The following is a 19599-nucleotide window of genomic DNA, read 5'->3' as shown; positions in this document are numbered from 1 at the left end:
CCTCACCACCGTGCGAAGACCATTCACCCGCGCCATCAGGACAAGGACACCGGCTCACCATGACAGCGGACATCACGACACACCCCACATACGGCAACTGGCGTCGCCCCAGGCGCCCGGGCCTGGGCCCCCTGGGACTGGTCGGCACCGTCGTCGTCTTCGGCGGGCTGGTCCTGACCCTCCTCGCCTCCCTGATCTCTCTCGTCGCCGCCCTGGTCGTCCTTGTCCCTGTGGTGCTGTTCCTGATCCCCCTCGCGATCCGCACCCAGGACGGCCGCAACGTCTACCAGGTGATGGCCCTGCGCATCGGATGGCTGCGGCGCAAGTCCAAAGGCGCGCACCTGTACGTCTCCGGCCCGCTGTCCCCGCGCCCGGGCGGCCGCTTCCGCCCGCCGGGCCTGCTGAACAAGGTCACTGTCAGCGAGGGACACGACGCCTACGACCGTCCCTTCGGCGTCCTCCACCACCCGGCCCGCAACCTCTACACCATCGTCCTCGGCTGCGATCCGGACGGCGGCTCGCTCGTCGACCCCGAGCAGGTCGACGTGTGGGTGGCCCAGTGGGGCGAATGGCTCGCCCGGCTCTCCCACGAACCCGGCCTGCGCGGGGCGGGCGTCATCGTGGAAACCGCCCCCGACCCCGGCACCCGGCTCGCCAACGAGGTACTGCCGCGCATCCACCCCGACGCCCCGGCGGCGGCCCGCGCCGTGATGCACGAGGTCGTCGAGCGCTACCCGACGGCCTCCTCCGAGATGCACACCTACGTCACCCTCACCTACGCGGTACCCGGCGGGAGCAAGCGCAGGAAGGAGGACATCGTCACCGACCTCGCCATCCGCATCCCCGGACTGCTCAGCGGCCTGGTCGGAGCCGGCGGTGGCGCCGCCTACCCCCTGTCGGCCGAGCGCATCGCGGAAGTCGTGCGCGTCGCCTATGACCCCGCGGTCGCCGCCGATGTCCTCGAAGCCCGTGCCCAGCACGGGGGCACGAATCTGGAATGGGACGACGCCGGACCTGCCAGCGCGGTCGAGACGGTCAGCAGTTACCAGCACGACTCCGGTGTCTCACGGACCTGGCTGATGACGCTCGCCCCCCGTGGCACGGTCCGCTCCTCGGTGCTGCGCGCCATGCTCGAAGCCGTGTCCGACACCCGCCGCAAGCGGGTCGCGCTCGTCTACCGGCCCGTCGACCCGGCCACCGCCGCACGCATCGTCGAGGCCGACCGGCGCGCCGCCCAGTTCATGGCTACCTCCGGGCGCGGCATGGTGCAGGCCCGCGCCGCCTCCGAGGTACGCGCCGCCGAACAGACCGCCGCCGAGGAGGCCTCGGGCGCCGGCCTCGTGGAGTTCTCGCTGATGCTCACCGTCACCGTCGACAGCGCCGAGCAGCTCGCCGACGCCGGTGTCGCCGTCCGCAACCTCACCGCCGCCTCCCGGGTCCAGGTGCGTCCCGCCGACCGGATGCAGGCAGCCGCGTTCACCTGCACTCTGCCCGTCGGGATCCTCCCGTGGGAGCAGACCTTCATCCCGCACGAGCTGCAGGAGGCGCTGTGAGCCGGGAGAACTGGACAGACCGCACGGACCGGAAGGACCGGAAGAAGCAAAAGGACCGGAAGAAGGCGAAGGCCGGACCCCCGCAGCCCAAGGAACTCTTCGTCCCGCCGCGCGGCTGGTACGGTCCGGGCGGTGGTCGCGTCGGTCACCTCGACCCACCCACCATGTGGCGGGCCACCACGGTGCAGGCCTGCGGCATGTGGCCGTTCGCCGCCGGTTCCGGCGCCCCCATGATCGGGGTCCCGCTCGGCCAGCACCTGTTCACCGGCGCCACCGTCTGCGGCGACCCGCTGTCCTGGTTCACCCGCGCCCGCTACATCTCCAACCCCTCCCTGTTCATGCTCGGCATGCCGGGCCTGGGCAAGTCCACCCTGGTCAACCGCATGCTCATCGGACTGGCCGCCACCGGAGTGGTCCCGCTGGTCCTCGGCGACCTCAAACCCGACTACGCCGACACCGTCCGCGCGCTGGGCGGCCAGGTCATCTCCATCGGCCGCGGCCGGGGCGGCATCAACGTCCTGGACCCCGGCGCCATGGGACAGGCCGCCGACCGCATCGGCGGCGAAGCCGGGGACATCCTGCGGGCCGAGACCCACGGCCGCGTCCTCAACATGGTCGCCGCCCTGATCACCATCGTGCGCGGCCGCCCCATGGACGACCACGAACAGTCCGTGCTCTCCGCCGTCCTGCACCACCTGCGCGAACGCACCGCACCCGGCCGCACCGCCCTCCTGCCCGACCTCCTCCAGGTCCTGGCCGAGGGACCGGACCGGGTCCGCGCGGTCACCCTCGACCGGGGCAACGACACCCGCTACCGCGACGCCGTCGACCCCCTGCACCGCTCCCTGCTCGGCATCCTCGACGGCCCCCTCGGCGACACCTTCGCCTCCGAGACCTCCACCCGCATCGACCCGAACTCCCCGGCGGTGTGCATCGACATCTCCGGCATCGGTGAGGCCGACACCCAGCTGACCGCGGCGGCCATGCTCGCCGCCTGGTCCGACGGCCTGGGCACCGTCGCCGCCTCCCATGCCCTGGCCGACGCCGGACTCGCCCCGCGGCGCTGGTTCTTCACCGTCCTCGACGAACTGTGGCGCCCGCTGCGCGCCGCCTCCGGCATCGTCGACCGCATCGACGCCCTCACTCGGCTCAACCGCTCCCTCGGCCTGGGCGACGCCAAGATCACCCACACGCTCAAGGACGCCGAGGCGCTCGGCACCGACGCGGACCGGGCCAAGGCCCGCGGCTTCGTCGAACGCGCCGGCATGGTGGTGTGCGCCGGATTGCCCAGAACCGAGATGGAGGACCTCGGCCGGGTCGTGGGACTGTCCCAGCGCGAGATCGAACTGGTCTCCTCCTGGTCCTCCCCGCCCGGCTGGGGCGTCACCTCCGAGCACGAGGAACCCCCCGGGCGCGGCCGCTTCCTCATCAAGGTCGGCGGCCGCCCCGGCATCCCCATCAAGGTCGCCATCACCCAGGCCGAACGCGAACTGCACAACACCAACACCCGCTGGACCCCCAACGAGACGGCCGACCCCGTCACCCGGAACCTCGCACGGCGGGTCGCCCGCGCCGCCCAGGAAGGCCCGCTGCCGCTCGACCCCCGCCTGACCGGGGAGACGGTGTGAGCGCCGGCCGCGGCGGCACACGCGGCCCGCACGACGAACTGACCTGGGCGGTGGCCGGCGTCATCGTCGGAGCGCTGGCCCTGTTCAGCCTGGCCATGCTCGGCGGATCACTCGCCTCCCTGCTCACCGGCCACGGCTTCACCCACCCTCCCTACGCCCTGTCCACCCTCGTCGGGCTGACCACCTCGGACCCGGCCGCGTACTGGCCGGCCACCCCCGCCTGGGCCGTCTACGCCGGCATGACCGCGCCTCTGCTGCTCCTGACCGCACTCGTGGTCGTCGTCGCCGCGGCCCTGCGCCGTCGTCGCGACACCACACCGGGGCTGGCGGGCCGCCGCGAACTCGCCGGCATGTGCCCCGACGGCATCACCGTTCGGGCCCGCTCCCTGCGCCCCACCCTCAAGGGCCGCGACCGCCTCGACGCCGACGAGACCGGCAACCTGCTCGGCGACCTCATGCCGAGCGGACCCGAACTGCGCAGCAGCTTCGAGGACGTCGAACTCGACCTCATGGCACCCCGCGCCGGAAAGTCCACCGGCATCGCCATCCCGCGCGTCCTGCGCGCCCAGGGCGCCGTCGTCCTCACCTCCAACAAGTCCGACGTCTACGCCGTCACCCGGGCCCAGCGCGAGAACGCCGGCACCGTGTGGACCTTCGACCCCCAGGGCATCGCCCACACCCCGCGCGGCATGTGGTGGAACATGCTGGAGGAGTGCCGCACCATCGAAGGCGCCCGCCGGCTCGCCGGCCACTTCGTGGCATCCGTCAACGACGACGCCTCCAAGAAGGACTTCTGGATCTCCGCCGCCCAGAACACGCTCACCGCCCTGTTCCTGGCCGCCGCGCGCGGCGGCGCCTCCGTCCAGGACCTCCTCGCCTGGCTTGCCGACCCGGCCGACCGCACCCCCATCGACCTGTTGCGCGATACCGGACTGGACGCCATGGCCGAGCAGTTGCAGGGCACGGTGCGCGGCGCGGTGGAGACCCGCGACGGTATCTACGAGACCGCGCGCCAGACCGTCTCCTGCCTCCTCGACCCCGAGATCCTCGCCTGGGTCGCACCCGACCCCGACCTGCCCGAGTTCCGTCCCGACCGGCACGTCGCCGGACGCGACACCCTCTACCTGCTGTCCAAGGACGGCGGCGGCTCCGCGGCGGGCGTCATCGCGGGCCTCGCCGACGCCACCCTGCGCGCCGGAGTCGTCGCCGCCGAACGCATGGGCGGCCGCCTGGACCCGCCGCTGACCGCGGTCCTCGACGAGGCGGCCAACGTGTGCCGCATATCCGATCTTCCCGACCTCTACTCGCACTTCGGCTCCCGCGGCATCAACGTCGTGACCCTGCTGCAGAGTTACCGCCAAGGCGCCCGTGTGTGGGGCGAGGCGGGCATGGACGCCCTGTGGAGCGCGGCCACCGTCAAGCTCCTCGGCGCCGGTCTCGACGACGCCGACTTCGTCCAGAAGATCTCCACCCTCGTCGGCCAGCACGACGTCCGCACCCCGAGCGTCTCCCGCAGCCGCGACGGCACATCACGCTCCTACTCCTACCGCCAGGAAGCCGTCCTGCCCCCCGACAGGATTCGCGCCCTCCCGAAGGGCACAGCCCTCCTCCTGGCCACCGGCGTCCGCCCGGCCCTGATCAGACTCCGCCCGTGGTTCAAGGAGGATGACGCCGGAGTCATCTCGGCGGCAGCGAAGGCGGAGGAGGCAGCCATCACACGGCGGGCGGTGGCCAAGCTGAGCGGCGCGGTCACGGCCGTCGAGGTCATGAACGTCGACAAGGAGTGACGTGGCGGGGGTCCAGAAGGGTCACTCGGCGAGGCGGCGCTTCCACCAGGGATCTGTCGGTGGTGAGAACGGATCTGGAAGGGTTCGTGCCAAGAAGCGGTCGTCCAGGACTGCGACCGGCTGCTGCACGGCGCGGCTCCAGCTCGGAAGACGAGTGACCGTCCGACGGTAGGCAGCATCAGCCCTCCGAACTCACCTACGAAACCATCACACCGCACCGCCTCCCCACGTGGCACGCCGCACAACGGCCTCTGCCGGGCCCCGGCGGAAACGGGCGACGAGCGGCGCACTGACGGCCACCTGCACCCCGTACAGCACCACACACCCCGCCACCGCCCCCGCCGCGCCCACCCGGTCGTACCACCCCAGGCCGACGCCGGTGAAGACCCCGCACAGCACGAGCGACTGGGTCAGATAGTGGGTCAGCGACAGCCGCCCCGTCGCGGCGAGCACACCGGCACCCCGGCCCCCGCCGCCGCCCGGGCGTGACAGCCACAGCAACAGCCCACAGGCATACGCGGCCGTCAGCACTGGCCCCGTCACCGCACCCACCGCATGACCGACGTAGAACCATCTTTCGTCCAGCGGCCCGTTCGTACAGACCGCGGTCGTGATCGCGCCCGCGACCCCGAGGGGCAGACAGCGCCGTACCGTCGCGCGCAGCCGGCGCCGGTCGCTTCCGTACCGTTCCAGCAGCCGGAGTCTGGCCGCCGCCAGGCCGGTGAGGAACGCGGCGAACACCTGCGGGGCGTACAGGAGATCCGTGGCGAGGGCGGTGGGCAGCGCGTGCAGGTGCGCTTCGATCACCGACCGAGCGTCGCCCCGGTAGGCCGCGACGGTTTCGGCCACCGCGGGCCCGTGCGGCGGGGTGGGGGAGGGGCCGTTGGCCAGGACGGTCAGCAGTCCGTACGACAGGAGCATCAGCGACAGCACCACGACGAGCGCCACCGCCGCGCGTACCGCCAGCCGTGCGGAGGCCTCGCGCAGGGCGTACAGCGGCAGCGCGAGTGCCGCGTACGTGGTGAGGATGTCACCCGGGTACAGCAGCACGGCGTGGAGCAGGCCCAGGCTGAACAGCGTTGCCGTACGCCGTAGATGGCGCGGTCCGAACGCCGCATCCTCCGCCCGGCAGCCACGCATCTGCTGGACGAAGGCATAGCCGAACAGGAACGCGAACAGCGGATAGAACTTCCCCGCCACAAAAGCGCTCACCAGCCAGGCCACCACCTGGTCGAGCGTCCCCGCGGCCGGGCCGTCGCCGTACACGGTGTAAGGCCCCGCCATCAGCAGCGCGTTGACGCACAGCACTCCTGACAGGGCGAATCCGCGCAGCACATCGGCTTCCGTAACACGCGCCACCGACTGCGTCTGTAGGCCGGTCACCGTCCACCCCGCAACGCGGCTGTCCCGAAAGCGATCGTCGCCGCCGCGAACCAGGCCATGGCCCGGGCAGGCACCCGCCGCCCCGCCTCCCGTACGCCCAAGGCCAGGCACACGGCCCCCGCCGCCGCGCACCACACGCTCAACGTCGACTCGTCCGGCATAAAAGGCGATGCCCCTTCCGCGATGCCGGGAGCACAGGTGGGCCCCGGGGTGTCCGCCATCGCGGACACAACGGGGGATGGCCCTCGGCGGTTCACGTCCGGGGCGTTTCCCGGCGGATCCGTCCCCGGGTGAACCCGGCCGTCGACCTCGCCGTTGTGTGCGGTGTTGTGCAGCCCGCGGCGCAGAGCGCGCTCTCCGCACCGGCCCAGGAGCCCTTCCCCGTATGAGACGCAAACCGATGACGAGGCACAGGCCACGGACCGTGGTGCTGGGCGGCCTGCTCTGCCTTCTGGCCGGCACGACGCAGCCTTTCGCCCAGGCCGTGCCTCGCCCCGACAGGCCGCAGACCCTCGCAGAGGTCCGTGCCGAGCTGGAGTCGCTCTACCACGACGCCGAAGTCGCGACCGAGGAGTACAACGCGGCGGGTGAGGACGTCGCGGCCCAGGAGAAGAAGCTGAACGTGCTCGGCGCCCAGGTGGAACGCGCCGATGCCAGGCTCGTGCGGCTGCGTGCCCTGGTCGGGGCGGCCGCACGCGCCCAGTACCGCGGCGTCGGCATGCCCGCCGAAGTGCAGTTCGTCTTCAGCCCTGATCCCGAGCATGCCCTCGACGCCGCAGGTCTGGCCCGGCAGGCCCAACTTGGCACCGACCGGCAGCTGGTGGCACTGGTGGAGACCGAGAGCCGGCTGAAGTCGAAGGCGGAGCAGGCGGCCGAGGAGCTCGACGGCCTCCGGGAGATCCAGCGGACCCGCGACACGGCTCGGGACAAGGTCACCCAGCGGATCGCCGCGGCCCGCACACTCGAAGCCCGGCTCGAGGCCGACGAACTGAAGAGCCTGGCCGCACTGGAGCAAAAGGGCGCTGCCAAGGCGCAGGCCGCATGGCTGAAGACGGGTGTCCTCGACGGGGTGGGCACGAAGGCGAGCGCGGATGGCACGAAGGCCGTCGCCTATGCCACGGATCAGCTCGGCAAGCCGTATGTGTGGGGTGCCGAGGGGCCGGACTCCTTCGACTGCTCCGGCCTGACCTCCCAGGCCTGGCTCGCTGCCGGCGTGACCATTCCCCGCACCTCGCAGGAACAGTGGAAACAGCTGAAGCGCGTCGACATCAAGGACATGCGGCCCGGGGACCTGATCATCTACTTCGACGACGCCAGCCATGTCGCCCTCTACGTCGGCGCGGGACGCATCATCCACGCGCCACGGCCTGGACGGACGGTCACCGTGGCCCCTGCCGCGTCGATGCAGATCCTGGGCGTCGTGCGCCCCGATCCGCAGGCGCAGGCGGCGAAGGGGGAGGGGAGCACACCGTGACGGCGTCAGGTGGCGGGCAGGAGAGCGAGAGCTCGAACGTGGCCGCCCAGGCGGCGGTCGCCGCCGGAGGCTGCGGCTGTCTGGCGATTCCGGTCGGAGGCGTCCTCGCCGTCACGCTGATCATCATCGTGGGCGGCCTCGGTGTTGTCCTCATGCCGCTGGTGATTCTGATCATGTTCTTCAGAGGGCTGCTGCCCGCCGACTTCGGTGGGATCGGCGACGATCTGACCCCGGTGGAGCGCATCTGCGAGGACTTCGAAGCCGCACAGAACACTCCTCCGGACGAACTCGCCACACGGGCACAGCAGATCGCGCTCGGCGACGGCCTCGGCACTCTGGAGATCACACCGTCCAGCTCCAGCAGCCCCGCGCAGCCCTGCACCGTTCCCGCAGATCTCTACGACTCCATCGTGGACGCCGGATCGGTCTGCGACGTGATCGGTCCCGTCACCGTCGCCGCGCAGATCCAGTACGAGACGGGCTTCGACGCCGACTTCGTGGGACCCAACGGCGCCCGAGGCATCTCCCAGGTACCGACCGACGTCTTCGAGCGCCTCCACAAGGACGGAGATCCGCTCGACGCCAAGGAGTCCATCAAGGCTCAGGGGGCCTACCTGTGCGAACTCGCCGAACAGGCGCAGAGCCTGATCGACGCGGGCGAGGCCACGGGTAGCGTCCTCGACCTGACCCTTGCGGCCTACGACGTCGGCATGGACAACGTACGCAAGGAACACGGCGTCCCCGCCACCGAGGAGGCGCAGAGCTATGTCGTAGGCGTGCGGACCTGGTTCGCCTCCATGGAGGGCATCGGCCCACCCCCACGCACCATGCCCGAGAGCCCCGGCCTCAGGGACACCTGACCCTGTCGCGCCCCGGGGGTGAACCGGTCGACGCAGTCCCGCGTTGTGTCGAGAAATGACCACGAGAGGATGCCGAGATGGCCGACCCGCCGGACAGCACGAGCGACTGGCTGCCAAGAGAAGCCCTGGTCGCGGCCTTGCAGATCCTGCTGATGGACGCTCCACGGACGCCTGACGGGAGGCCTGATACCACCAAGATAGACATATCCGGTGATGCACTCCTGGCCAGAGCCCGGCTGCTCGACGAGCGCAGTTCCTACGAGGGAATCGCCGACCTGATCAATAAGGGTGCCCTCGTGCCCAGGGGCACGGATGCGGAACAAGGCAGGTTTCGGCTGGATCTGACGTTGTACGCGCTCACCCCGGAGAGCCGGGCCAATCTGGTGAAGAAGCAGAGCTTTTCGCCTGACTTCGAGGGGCTGATCCATTACGCAGCCAATCTCCCTGCACAAGTGGAAGCTGAAGCTCAGATGGCCGCAGCGCGTGCCGGATCTCTCGACGGACGGCCCGGCGATCGGCGAGGCCGTGGCACGAGGGAGCCTGTGGCGTGGGTCCGCCCGCGAGGTCCACGCGGACCGGGCGCCGAGAACCCGTCGCCCTCGCCTGCCGGTTGGCTGTCCGGACAGCGGCCCGGCACGACGCAGACGAGCCGTTCCCAGGGGACGACCCGGGGATCCGACCAACAGCCGGTGGCACCGCGGAACCAGGCTGGGGCACCCGTTCACCCCACAGCGGCCCGGATCATCGACCAGGACGCCGCCGCCTACGCGAGATACCTGGACGCTCAGGCCATCTCCTCTCCGCCGGTGCCGATACAGCCACCGACCGTGGCGGCGGCCGCCGCCATACCCGTAGGACACACCCACCTCAGGCAGGGGCCTTTCGCGGGTCCGCCCATGCCACAGCCCCCCGGGGCCGCCGCCGGACAGGCTCGCTTGCAGGGGCATGCCGCCAACGCCGGCCTCCTCGGCGTGAGTCCTGTACCCCAGGCCAGGTTCCTCTTGCCGCCCGGTGTCGGCATGAGCCCTGCGCCGAGCACACGGAACCATGAGGCGACCGCCGCTCCGCGTGCCCTACCACCGAGGGACGACAGCCTCGCCGGTTCCGAGCAGCAACTGGCCAGGCTGAGGAAGGCTCAGCGCAGTAACAGGCCGGGGGGAGGAAGAGCCCGGTAACTCCGGAGTGCCGCAGAAGCGGCCCGGCATGGGTGTAGCTCTTGACGACTGCTTCCAGTTGGCGCAGTCGTCAAGAGCTACACGTCAGATGTACCGGCCGGCCGGCCGTCAGCGAGCGGGCCCCTTGCCCTTTCGGCTTGTTGCCGTGCCGCGGCCGTGCGCGTGCGTGGAGGTGGAAGCGACCGGCTGCGAGCTTGTGGGCCGGGTCTGCTGAGGGCTGTAGGCGGCCGCCGGCATGCCGACATGCCTGGCATTCGGCATGGCGTAGCCCATCTGCTGCTGCGGGTAGAGGGCCGCGGCAAGAGTGCGCGGCGGGTAGGAATGGGTGGACGGGGCGGAGTTGGACTCGGAGTCGTACACGGAAGGCAGGCTCCCCGAAACGGGCTCGTAGGCGTTGCCGTATCCGAGCTCCGGGTTGATGCCCGCGGCGTACATGCCCTGGTGATGAGCGGGGTCTGCGCTCGCCATCGCGCGGCGGTAACCCTGTATGCCCAAGTCGGTTCCGACGACAAGGGCGTTGAGGGCAATTCCCGTGAGGGTGAGGCCTCTTGCTGTCGACGTTTCTTGCTCTACGGAGGCAGCGGCGACGTTCGCAGCCGCCGACGCCACTCGACCGGCTGTCAAAGCGGTGTTGGCGCCGTTGATGGGGGCTCCAGCTCGATATTCTCGGGCAGCCGCGGCTACGTCCAGGAGTGTGTAGCCCACTTGGACGCCGGCTCCGACGATCTGAGTGGCTCTCGCGGCTGTGCTTTGGGTGGCGAGGGTACTTGCCCCCTGCATCACGATCGGTAGGAACTCACCTGCGGCCTTCGCCAGAAGGTCCCAGTTGTCCCTGACCCATCGGCCCGTGCCGTGGTTGTACTTATGGATCACGTGTCCGGCGTTGGGATGTGGGTGAATCGCGTAGAAACCGCGGTTTTGCTGGAGGTACACGCCGTGGGCTCCAGCGGGCAGGTCCGGCGCGTCGTCCGGTACCGGGCGCGACGATCGCTGCAGGCTGGGCTGACTGCGGGCTTGCTCGACCAGGTCCACGCTCTCGTAGGAGGCGTTGCTGTTGCCGCTGTCGTGAGAATGGTCGCTGGAGTACTCGTCGTTCTCGCGCCGTTGGCGACTTGGTCCAGGCATGGTGTGAATTCCCTCCTGATGAGGTGGCTAGATCTCAGGTGTTTGCGTCTCGGTCGCGATCGTGATGTCAGGTGCGAAAGGGTCCAGCGTTTCGACCGACGGCTGACTCTTGGGCCGGTGCTTTCCTTCCTTGCAGCCGGCGAATGGCCCCTGTGGGTCTCGTAGTGCTTCCATCACCGGTGACAAATGGTCGCGATGCCAGACAGCGGGTCCCGCCATGTCCGAGCCGGGGCCTGTCAGGGCTCCCCAGGCCATCCACAGTGCGTGCAGTCGGGCGACTGCCTCGGGGTGCTCCCACCAGGTCGGGCACCAGGGAGCTGCGGAGGTGGCTTCTCGGCCGTAGACGGGCAACAGGACATGGTGGGTCCACAGCGTCAGCAGGCGCAGTGCGCCGACGTACGCCGGGCCCTCCAGGTAGAGAATGAACCTCGGTGCCTCAGCAGGTTCGTTCTCGTCGGGTACTTGAGCCGTCTCCGTATCGCGTTCCCGCGCGGGTTCCATGCTGTGTCCCCCTCGGTCGTGATGGATGGCAGCGGCTCAGGCTGTGCTGTCCTGTGCGCCGTACAACGGCGGGGCGCTGCGGTCGGTTCAACCAGTCTGGGAACCACTGTCGGTGGCGATCCTGGCTCCCCGACGGCCGGGTCAGGCATAGACGGTCAGTTGCAGTGTGGGCATCGACGTCCAGCCTCGGGGTTCGAGGCAGATGCGCGAGATCGGCATCCTCCGCGCGGCGTCGGCGAGGACTTCTTCGATGCGTCGCTGCTTCCAGGCCGGCAGGTAGAGCCAGACGATGCTGTGCCAGACAACGGTGTGAACGGACGGATCGGAAGGGCCGGCCAGCTGTTCTTCCAGCCAGTCGACGGCGTCGGCCTCGTCCACTCTGAGCGGCGAGTTGGCGGCCACCTCCAGAGCCTCTTTGAGTTCAAGCCGGTCGATCTCTCGTTCGTGCGGGAGGAAGGACTGAAGGATCAGAGCGTCATGGGGGTTGCCGGGGTCGCGAGGAAGGAGATCGCAACCGGCCCGTGCGACGATCTGCAAGGCACCGGGCGGGCGTCCGCGGCTGGTGAGCCGCACCGGTGAGTCGGGGTCGCCCCACTCCCAGCCGTGGCCGTACCACCGGAATCGGTCCACCATCAGATTGATACCTGCTGCGGCCCCGATCTCCAGCAGTCGTACTCGTGGGGCGCCCAGCATTGTCAGGCCGGTCAAGAGTGCTTCGGCACGCTGCGGCTGGTGTTGCTGGACCGGACGTGACAGCGCCGTTCCTATCTCGGTGGGATGCTCCTGCACAGCCTGGACGAAGAGTTCCCATGCACGACGCATATAGCTACTGTCAGTTGCCCCGGTGAGGTGGTCCCGCAGGTGAGCGGAGAGTTCGGGTGCCTGCCCCTTGAGGACGAGCCAGTGCACGCCGGCGAGCAGTCGGATGCCGAACAGATCCTCCGTGACAGTGAACTGACTTGCGACGCTGCGAGCCACCGGCCCGTCGTGCTTGAAGTCGTTGCTGAGACAGGCTGTGAAGTGGGCAGCGATGGGCGCTGCTTCGGCCAGTGCGGCAGCAAACATATCCAGGTTGCGCAGTTCTGCGGCGGGGATGGTCACTTGGCGCTCTCCAACAACGGTACGCGGCCGGATTCGACCGAGGTCTCGATCAGCCAGTGGATGGCGTCGCGATGAGGGGAAGGCGGGGCCAACGCTTGCAGGAGTGCGTTCAGTCGCCGTCCTATGACCGCGAGGCGGGCGTTATAACCCTCGGCGATGTCAGCGCGCCGCATGGTCTTCCATACGGCCCTTCGTGCTGCGGGCTCGGCACGGCAACGTTGGTGCCACGCTTTGAGGCGGTCGGCGTCCTGTCCTGGGAGGTGTTCCAGCGCATAGGCGAGCAGGAGCGTCATGGTGGCGTTGGCCAGATCTGTGTCGTGCTCAGGATCCTGCGCCGCACGATCGTTGGCGCACTGACGCAGTACCCCGAAGAGCAGGCCGAAGGCTCGCCAGCCACGAATTCCCTCGCCTTGGATGCCTGCCAGGGAAGCAGCCATCACTGCGTCTCTGCCGTATGGCGCCCCTGTCTTGCCGGCGTAGCTTTGAACGACGTCTCGCCACCGCGGGGTGGAAGCTTGGGTGACGTCCATCAGTTGCCCCTCGGCGCAGCGCAGATCACCTTGGGTCAGTTCGTTGATCCAGAGTGTTTTCAACCGCGGGTGGAGGTCGGCCCGGTCGATGAGCGTGCGGGGCAGAACGGTGAGGCAGGTGGTTGCTGCGATGCTTGCCTGGGCGGCGCTCAACTGGGTCTGCTCTGGGTCGAATTGCCCATCGACCAGATCGTCCAAGGTCTCAGCTCCCGCCCACCAGGCGACGGACAGGGAAGAGACGGGGATGGCGGGAGCTGGATTGCCGGTCAGCGCGGCGAAGACAGCAAGGGGCAGTGCTCTGGCCAGGTTGGTGGTCGGAGCATGGAGCGTGACCAGTCGACTGACGGCGTCCGCGAGGGACGGGCTGTTGGTGCACAGATCCGCTGTGTTCTGGGCCAGCGTGGTCAGCGCGGCTTCCTGCGTCGCGAGCAGGTGTTGGTAGGTGGAGGTTATGTCCCTGACGGGAACGGGCACGGCGGCGTCCTGACTCCTCGGGGCGGCTAACGGGCGGGCGAATAGCGGTCGCCGCATTCGCCCGCCCATGCGTTCTGCTGTCAGCAGGAGTTGGCGGGATTCTGGTTCGAGCCATCGAGGACGACCTCGTAGGGGCGCGCGCTGTCTGATTGCGGAGTTTCCTCCCAAGTACCGCCGACGAGATCCTCAACGGCATCCAAGGTTGCTGTCGTGCTCATGCTGCGCTCCTCCGGTTGGTAAGGGAGTCGTCATCCTTGTGGCGTGGGATGGACAACGAATGGGCGGGTGATGGACGCACAACTGCCGGACTGGCTCTGCAGCTGCAGCCCGAGCCATCGCCAAGTCATCGGATGTCCATCACCGGCGTGCAGTGTGCTCACAGGCCTGCGCGACTGCGCAGCCGTGAGAAACCAGAGAAAAGAGGACTGTTATGCAGAGCGGTGAGGTGATCGAGAACACCGAGATCCTTCTGACCGGGGACTGGGTCGACGTCGTCAGCCCCGAGCAGGACGATTTCGATGCTGTGGTGGTGCACGGACAGGCCTGCCCCGGCACGGGTTACCCCTCCAGCTGATAGGAATGGATACCAGAGCCCCCTCCGCCGAGGGGGCTCTGGGTAAGCGTTGCGATGACACAAGCGATACACGCACGGGAAATGACCATGAGTTTCCGGGCACGCGGGCGGCGCAGCGATGTGATCGCCGCGGTGCGGGGCGTCGATCTGGACATAGATCTTGGTGAGATGGTCGGTTTCCTCGGTCCCAACGGCGCTGGGAAGACCACCCTCTTGCGTATGCTGGCCACTCTCCTACGCCCCACGGCAGGGTCGGCCACAGTTCTTGGCTTTGATCTGGTGAACGAGCCCAGGATGGTGCGCCGTCACCTTGGCTATGTGAGTCAGCAGGGCGGTACCGATCCCCGCAGTACCGTGCGAGAGGAACTGACGCTCCAGGCCAGGCTGCATGGTCTGAGTCCGTTGGACAGTAGGGTCCGAGTCGCTCAGCTTCTGGACGACTTCGCACTCGGCGAGGCTGCGGAGAAGCAGTGCGGCACCCTCTCCGGAGGGCAGCGCCGTCGGGTCGACATCGCGCTGGGGTTGGTGCACCGGCCCGACATTCTCATTCTGGACGAACCGACCACCGGCCTTGACCCACGTAGTCGGGCCGCGCTGTGGGGTCACATCAGGATCATGCACCAGCAGTCGGGTACGACGGTTCTGCTGACCACTCATTACCTTGAGGAGGCCGACGCCCTCGCCGATCGGCTGCTCATCATCGATGACGGTGTTGTTGTCGCGGACGGCAGTCCGGCCGATCTCAAATCCCGCCTCTTCGAGCACCGGATAGTGATGGGTGTTCCTGCCTTCGGCCGTGTCGCTGCGCGAAAGCTGCTCGCGCGGATGCCCGGTGTGTCCGAAGTGGTCGTTGAAGGCGCGCTGTTGGAAGTACGGACGGCCCACGCCGAGCAGCTTCTCCCGTACTTGATGTACGCGCTTCACGAGGCTGCTGTACCCGTTGATTCCGTTCGTGTCGGCCATGTGACGCTGGACGATGTCTTTGCCGCTCTCACCGGCCGCACGTTGGGCGATGCCGCCGTGAACTGACCTTTCTGCCGCACGCCGTATGAAGGAACGACCGACGATGCTGACACATGTTCTGCTGGTGGCTGGTCGAGAGATCTCCCATCGGATGCGGTATCCCTCCTGGGCCCTGATGGAGATCGCTCAACCAGTGCTGTTTCTCTTCTTCTTCGGCCCCCTGCTGACGCAATTCGTGCGTCATACGCCGGGGTTCCCGCCGGGTGACAGCTGGACGATCTTTGCTCCCGCTCTGATGATCCAGATGGTGCTGGTCGGCGCCTCCACTGTCGGTATCGGCCTGCTGACCGAGCAACGCGGCGGAGTACTGGAGCGCTTCCTCGTCACGCCCATGCACCCGGTCTCCCTCCTTCTGGGCAAGGTGCTGATCGTGACGATGACGACGTTGATCCAGTCCTGCTTGATCGTGTTGATCTGCGTCGCCGCGTTCGATCTGAGGGTGCCGCCGGCGGGTCTCGTCGCCAGCCTGCTGTTGGTGGCACTCCTGGCTGTGGCGCTGGCATCGACGTCGTACGCTGTCGCGCTGCGCGTGCCTGACCAGAACACACTCCCGACCGTGATCAACGCGCTCCTTATGCCATTGCTCTTGCTGTCAGGCTCGTTCCTGCCGATCACCGTGGGGCTGGCACCTCGGTGGCTGTACGAGGCGTCGCGTCTCAACCCGGTTGCCCATGTCATGGATGCAACGCGTGCGTATTTCCGTGGCGACTTCGCGGCGGCCTCCTCCTGGACGGGGGCGGTGTGCGCGATGGGTTTGGCGGTGGGCGCGATGGCCTGGGCTGTCGCGTCCTTCCGGAAGCTGAGCTGAGCCCAGGGTCACCGGTGGTGGTCAGAGGAGATGTCACAGGTGTCGAGCCCTGGCCCGTCAGCGCTGAACCGGTGGGCTGCCGCTGCCAGCGGATGGGCGGACAACGTCTCCACGCGGGTGACGGCGGCCGCCAACGCCAGAGGAAGCCCCCGGCACCGGTCGATGATCGCCTGGGCTGCTTCGGGTTCGGCCGTGAGGCGCTGGGTCCCGAGTCGTCGCATGAGGTAGGCGTGGCTTTCCGCGACAGTGAACGGCTCCAGGGGGACGGGCAGTGTGTGATCGCCCGTCAACCCGCCCAGATGGCTACGGCTCGTCGTGATCACCAGCGTTCCGGCTGTGCGGGGCAGGAGAGGCTTGACCTGGCTTGCGGTGCGGGCATCGTCCAGCACCAGCAGCATGCGCCTGTCGGCCAGAACCTGCTGGAACAGCGGGGTGAGGGCATCCGGGTCCTGGAGCGACTCCGGTTGCGTACCCAGAGCTCTGAGGATGCTCCGCTGTGCCTGGTCGGCGCTGAGCGGAAGTCGCTCTTGATCGGATCCGCGAAGGTCGACGAGGATCCGTCCGTCGGGGTAGTGGTCGGCGACACGGCGGGCGACGTGCAGGGCGAAAGCTGTCTTGCCGATACCCGCGATGCCCGAGACGGTCAGGATTCTGGTGCCCTTCCGCTGCGCGCCGGAGCCGGTGAGGAACTCTTCGACTCTGCGCAGGTGAAGCTTCCGTCCGATGAAGTGGTCAGACCCGGCCGGAAGCCCTTCGTGCAGAACATCAATGGGAATGGCCCGCGAAGGGCGCGCCGTCGACGGCACCGTTCGTACGCCGGGCGTGGGCCTGGGGGAGGTGCCGACGGCGGGCAGCAGCTCGGGGTCCGCCCTGAGGATCCGCTGATGCAGAGACTGCAGTTTCGGCCCTGGCCTGATGCCCAGTTCTCGCGCGAGCTGATCTTGCACGTCGCTGTAGGTGGCGAGCGCGGCAGCCTGTCTCCCCGACTGGTAGAGGGCCCGCATCTGCAGAGCGCGTACCCGTTCGTCGAGTGGATACCGGGACACCAGCCGCGCCAGCTCGTACGCGACCTCTGCCCCGGCACCCAGGCTGAGCTCTGCGGCCATCCTGTCCGTCTCGGCCGTCAGGCGGAGTTCATGCAGGAAATGCTGACTGCTCGCTGCCCATTCGCTCTTCAGGCCTGCGAGCGCGTCGCCGTGCCACAGAGCGAGAGCATCAGCCAGCTCCAAGGCGACATCCTTGGTGCGGTCCGCTCTCCTGGCGACTTCCGCTCGCGCCACCATGGTCTTGAACGCCTGCAGGTCGCACGTGTCCGGGCCCGTGGGGAGGCAGTACGCGTCCCCCCTGGAGCGGATCACTGAACGGGCTGAGGGCACGGCGGGTTCGAGTGACTTGCGTAGGCGGTAGACGTAGGTGCGTATCGTGCCCATGGCCGAAGCCGGACAAGGGTCGCCCCATACGGCGTTGACCAGTGAAGAAGCGGGCACATAGGTGCCCTCCGCGAGGATCAGGGCGGCCAGAACGGTCTGTTGCTGAGGAGAACCGAGGTTGATCTCGGCGCTGCCCTTCCAGGCGCGGACAGGTCCCAGAACCATGAAGCGGAACTGACTGGTCAAGAAGATCCTCCAACCTCTCGGACTGCAACCGAGTCTGTAGGGGGCGCTTGAGGTCTACTTGCGTGATGGCCGCCGCCAGTACTGGCAGCGGCCATCACGCTTCCGCACCGGGTCTACGGCGACCGGTCAGGCGGGCGCTCCCTTGCGAGCCGCTGTGGCCAGCGCCTTGAACTCGTCCCACCGCACGTCCGGCCGGGCCAGCCCGCGGCGTTCCAGGTACCGGTCGCTGGCGCGCCTGGTCTGCCGCAACACCTGCACGGCCTCCTTCCGGCGCCCCGAGCCCATCGGCTCCACCACCTTCGCCGGGACCAGTTCCCAGCTCTCCCCGGCCTTGCGCAGTTCCCCGCGGACCAGGGTGTTGGTCATGTTGTTCAGCAGTTCGTCGTGCCGGTGGACCAGCAGGGACGCCTGCCCGGGTGTCACCGCGCAGTCCGCGGGAACGTCGACGAGGTACCCGGTGCCCGTTGCCCTGGGAACGGTCCGCGCCAGCACCGGTGCCCCGGCGGCGTCGAGCGCCGCCAGCACGGCGGAGGGGAACTCGGCGAGTCGGGCGTGCCCCAATGGCGTACCGGAGACGGCCGACGGCGGGAACGCGGGCGGATCCAGCGGTGGCCGCACGATCACCTGATCAGGTGTCACGGTGATCAGCAGCCGCAGGTAGTACCAGCTCATCAGCCGACGCATGGGAAGGGAGACGTAGGCCCGGCTGTGCGGCTGCCGTTCGAAGAGCATCCGCCAGTAGTCCTCGGCGCCGTGAGTGCCCGACATGATGTCGTCGGCGCACTCGGCGTGACCACCGACGAAGATCTGCTGGGCATGGGCGAGACCGCTGCCGGTGGGGTCGGAGAAGAGCAGGGCGACACGGCCGTCACGGCGCACGTTCAGCGCCTTCTGCGCGAACGCCAGGGACGTGGTCACCAGGAACGTGCCGTCCTTCTGCCGGAGCGTCGCGGTCGGCCAGACGAGGGGAGCGCCGGTCCGGCCCAGGGTGACGAACTCACAGGTGCGGTAGGCGTCCAGCACATCGAGCGGGGCCGCTTCGAGAATCGTCATGTCCTTCACTCCCCGCCCAGCGGGCCGCGCAGGGTGCGGCAGAGGGCCGCGTACTGGCGCCGGCCGACGGTCCGCCACAGCAGACGTCCGAGCAGCGGGGCCCGGCCCAGGAAGAAGGCCCGCTCCTCGGGTGTGGCGTCCTCGAGGATGGCGCCGAGCGCGATGAGGCGTCGGTTGTTGGGGATGGATTCCATCCCGCGTGCGCCCAGGAGGTCCCACTCGGCGACCGTGAGGTGCTCGGACACGAGGGGAAGCACCGACTCCTCCTCCTCGTCGAGGTGTTCGACGAGCGCGTTGCGGTGTGCGTCGAGGGCCAGCGCCAGTTCCTCACCGGCGACGCTGTCCGTGGTCCGCTCCCACTCGGGCAGCCACTGCGTCACGCCCGTCAGGCTTTCGTCGATGCGCAGGTGCTGGAGTTCCATCCTGGTGACGAGGGCGTCGTCCTGCACGCAGCGGGCTCGCAGCAGCGGCCAGAGGAGTTCGTCTTCCAGCTCGTGATGGTTGTGCAGTCCCGCCACGTACTCCCGGATGTGACCGGCGACGACGGGGACACGGGCCGTGTCGCCGTCGGCCACGGCGCGCACCAGGCGGGGAAGGAGTGCCGACTCGCGGCGGAAGACCCGGTGCACCACGACCATCTCGTGGGTGTAGGGCCGGTCGGCGGTCGGGAGGTCTTCGGTCGTACGGCTGGCGAACACGCTTGCTTGCTCCAATGGTTCGGACGCGACGGAGTGGAAAGGGTCACGTCCGTTCAGCCTGCTGTCGCCCGCTTGCCATCGGCTTACTGTTTGCTTGCTGTGCAGCTTGACGCGTCCATGGCGTTTGTGTTTATCGCTTGTTCACAAGAGCGTTCGACCCTCTGGGTAGATTGCGTCGACGTGTTGCGAATGGACCGCTCGGGCGATGACCTCTGCCGCGAACCGATCGTCGTACG

General features: G+C 68.7%; 17 protein-coding genes. 8 read left to right on the top strand and 9 right to left on the bottom strand.

Annotated elements, in window-relative coordinates; genetic code table 11:
- The first annotated feature begins 59 nt into the window (after positions 1-59).
- The 3 genes from ACZ5NW_RS11400 to ACZ5NW_RS11390 are packed head-to-tail and all read left to right on the top strand — an operon-like array spanning position 60 to position 4968.
- Positions 60-1553 carry an SCO6880 family protein gene (locus ACZ5NW_RS11400; protein ID WP_468743572.1) on the top strand — a complete coding sequence of 498 codons (1494 nt, stop codon included), beginning with the start codon at positions 60-62 and terminating at the stop codon, positions 1551-1553.
- Positions 1550-3181 carry an ATP/GTP-binding protein gene (locus ACZ5NW_RS11395; RefSeq protein ID WP_468743571.1) on the top strand — a complete coding sequence of 544 codons (1632 nt, stop codon included), beginning with the start codon at positions 1550-1552 and terminating at the stop codon, positions 3179-3181. Before ACZ5NW_RS11400 ends, ACZ5NW_RS11395 begins: the two co-directional genes overlap by 4 nt.
- Positions 3178-4968 carry a type IV secretory system conjugative DNA transfer family protein gene (locus tag ACZ5NW_RS11390; protein WP_468743570.1) on the top strand — a complete coding sequence of 597 codons (1791 nt, stop codon included), beginning with the start codon at positions 3178-3180 and terminating at the stop codon, positions 4966-4968. Before ACZ5NW_RS11395 ends, ACZ5NW_RS11390 begins: the two co-directional genes overlap by 4 nt.
- A gap of 207 nt (positions 4969-5175) precedes the next feature.
- Here ACZ5NW_RS11390 and ACZ5NW_RS11385 read toward each other — a convergent pair whose 3' ends face one another.
- Entirely contained in the window at positions 5176-6327 is a 1152-nt protein-coding gene (locus ACZ5NW_RS11385; protein ID WP_468743569.1) for a DUF418 domain-containing protein, read from the bottom strand.
- A 424-nt stretch (positions 6328-6751) separates the two neighbouring features.
- On the opposite strand from ACZ5NW_RS11385, the gene ACZ5NW_RS11380 reads away from it, so the two are divergent.
- Positions 6752-7825: a C40 family peptidase gene (locus ACZ5NW_RS11380; protein WP_468743568.1), complete on the top strand. Its 1074-nt coding sequence runs from the start codon at positions 6752-6754 to the stop codon at positions 7823-7825.
- Complete coding sequence (locus ACZ5NW_RS11375) at positions 7822-8685, top strand: lytic transglycosylase domain-containing protein (protein WP_468743567.1); 864 nt, start codon at positions 7822-7824, stop codon at positions 8683-8685. The genes ACZ5NW_RS11380 and ACZ5NW_RS11375 overlap by 4 nt, the downstream gene beginning before the upstream one ends.
- A gap of 1283 nt (positions 8686-9968) precedes the next feature.
- Here the strand turns inward: ACZ5NW_RS11375 and ACZ5NW_RS11370 are convergent.
- From ACZ5NW_RS11370 to ACZ5NW_RS11350, 5 genes are all read right to left on the bottom strand, one after another.
- Positions 9969-10985 (bottom strand): hypothetical protein, encoded by a 1017-nt coding sequence (locus tag ACZ5NW_RS11370; protein WP_468743566.1) that lies wholly within the window; start codon positions 10983-10985, stop codon positions 9969-9971.
- Positions 10986-11012: 27 nt separating this feature from the next.
- On the bottom strand, positions 11013-11486 hold the full coding sequence (locus tag ACZ5NW_RS11365; protein WP_468743565.1) for a DUF4913 domain-containing protein: 474 nt from the start codon (positions 11484-11486) through the stop codon (positions 11013-11015).
- 141 nt (positions 11487-11627) lie between these two features.
- Positions 11628-12587 carry a DUF2332 domain-containing protein gene (locus tag ACZ5NW_RS11360; RefSeq protein WP_468743564.1) on the bottom strand — a complete coding sequence of 320 codons (960 nt, stop codon included), beginning with the start codon at positions 12585-12587 and terminating at the stop codon, positions 11628-11630.
- Positions 12584-13591 carry a polyprenyl synthetase family protein gene (locus tag ACZ5NW_RS11355; RefSeq protein ID WP_468743563.1) on the bottom strand — a complete coding sequence of 336 codons (1008 nt, stop codon included), beginning with the start codon at positions 13589-13591 and terminating at the stop codon, positions 12584-12586. Before ACZ5NW_RS11355 ends, ACZ5NW_RS11360 begins: the two co-directional genes overlap by 4 nt.
- 80 nt (positions 13592-13671) lie before the next feature.
- A complete protein-coding gene (locus ACZ5NW_RS11350; RefSeq protein ID WP_468743562.1) occupies positions 13672-13809 on the bottom strand; it encodes a hypothetical protein in 138 nt (45 codons plus the stop codon).
- Positions 13810-14021: 212 nt separating this feature from the next.
- On the opposite strand from ACZ5NW_RS11350, the gene ACZ5NW_RS11345 reads away from it, so the two are divergent.
- From ACZ5NW_RS11345 to ACZ5NW_RS11335, 3 genes are all read left to right on the top strand, one after another.
- A complete protein-coding gene (locus ACZ5NW_RS11345) occupies positions 14022-14165 on the top strand; it encodes a hypothetical protein (protein WP_468743561.1) in 144 nt (47 codons plus the stop codon).
- A gap of 81 nt (positions 14166-14246) precedes the next feature.
- Positions 14247-15194: an ABC transporter ATP-binding protein gene (locus ACZ5NW_RS11340; RefSeq protein ID WP_468743560.1), complete on the top strand. Its 948-nt coding sequence runs from the start codon at positions 14247-14249 to the stop codon at positions 15192-15194.
- A gap of 37 nt (positions 15195-15231) precedes the next feature.
- Positions 15232-15996 (top strand): ABC transporter permease, encoded by a 765-nt coding sequence (locus ACZ5NW_RS11335; RefSeq protein WP_468743559.1) that lies wholly within the window; start codon positions 15232-15234, stop codon positions 15994-15996.
- Positions 15997-16004: 8 nt separating this feature from the next.
- On the opposite strand, the gene ACZ5NW_RS11330 is transcribed toward ACZ5NW_RS11335, so the two are convergent.
- From ACZ5NW_RS11330 to ACZ5NW_RS11320, 3 genes are all read right to left on the bottom strand, one after another.
- A complete protein-coding gene (locus ACZ5NW_RS11330) occupies positions 16005-17612 on the bottom strand; it encodes an AfsR/SARP family transcriptional regulator (protein WP_468743558.1) in 1608 nt (535 codons plus the stop codon).
- Between the two features lie 126 nt (positions 17613-17738).
- A complete protein-coding gene (locus tag ACZ5NW_RS11325) occupies positions 17739-18665 on the bottom strand; it encodes a pyridoxamine 5'-phosphate oxidase family protein (protein ID WP_468743557.1) in 927 nt (308 codons plus the stop codon).
- 5 nt (positions 18666-18670) lie between these two features.
- Positions 18671-19363, bottom strand: a complete 693-nt coding sequence (locus ACZ5NW_RS11320) for a hemerythrin domain-containing protein (RefSeq protein ID WP_468743556.1) — start codon at positions 19361-19363, stop codon at positions 18671-18673.
- Between the last annotated feature and the right edge of the window lie 236 nt (positions 19364-19599).

The sequence above is a fragment of the Streptomyces sp. NPDC032126 genome (assembly GCF_055580085.1).
This window is presented reverse-complemented; position numbering and strand designations above follow the sequence as displayed.

Excerpts from the sequence above, each read along its gene's own strand:
- ACZ5NW_RS11365 (WP_468743565.1), bottom strand. The coding sequence starts at position 11,486 with ATGGAACCCGCGCGGGAACGCGATACGGAGACGGCTCAAGTACCCGAC.
- ACZ5NW_RS11400 (WP_468743572.1), top strand. The coding sequence starts at position 60 with ATGACAGCGGACATCACGACACACCCCACATACGGCAACTGGCGTCGC.
- ACZ5NW_RS11325 (WP_468743557.1), bottom strand. The coding sequence starts at position 18,665 with ATGACGATTCTCGAAGCGGCCCCGCTCGATGTGCTGGACGCCTACCGC.
- ACZ5NW_RS11345 (WP_468743561.1), top strand. The coding sequence starts at position 14,022 with ATGCAGAGCGGTGAGGTGATCGAGAACACCGAGATCCTTCTGACCGGG.
- ACZ5NW_RS11335 (WP_468743559.1), top strand. The coding sequence starts at position 15,232 with ATGCTGACACATGTTCTGCTGGTGGCTGGTCGAGAGATCTCCCATCGG.
- ACZ5NW_RS11380 (WP_468743568.1), top strand. The coding sequence starts at position 6,752 with ATGACGAGGCACAGGCCACGGACCGTGGTGCTGGGCGGCCTGCTCTGC.
- ACZ5NW_RS11340 (WP_468743560.1), top strand. The coding sequence starts at position 14,247 with ATGACCATGAGTTTCCGGGCACGCGGGCGGCGCAGCGATGTGATCGCC.
- ACZ5NW_RS11350 (WP_468743562.1), bottom strand. The coding sequence starts at position 13,809 with ATGAGCACGACAGCAACCTTGGATGCCGTTGAGGATCTCGTCGGCGGT.
- ACZ5NW_RS11370 (WP_468743566.1), bottom strand. The coding sequence starts at position 10,985 with ATGCCTGGACCAAGTCGCCAACGGCGCGAGAACGACGAGTACTCCAGC.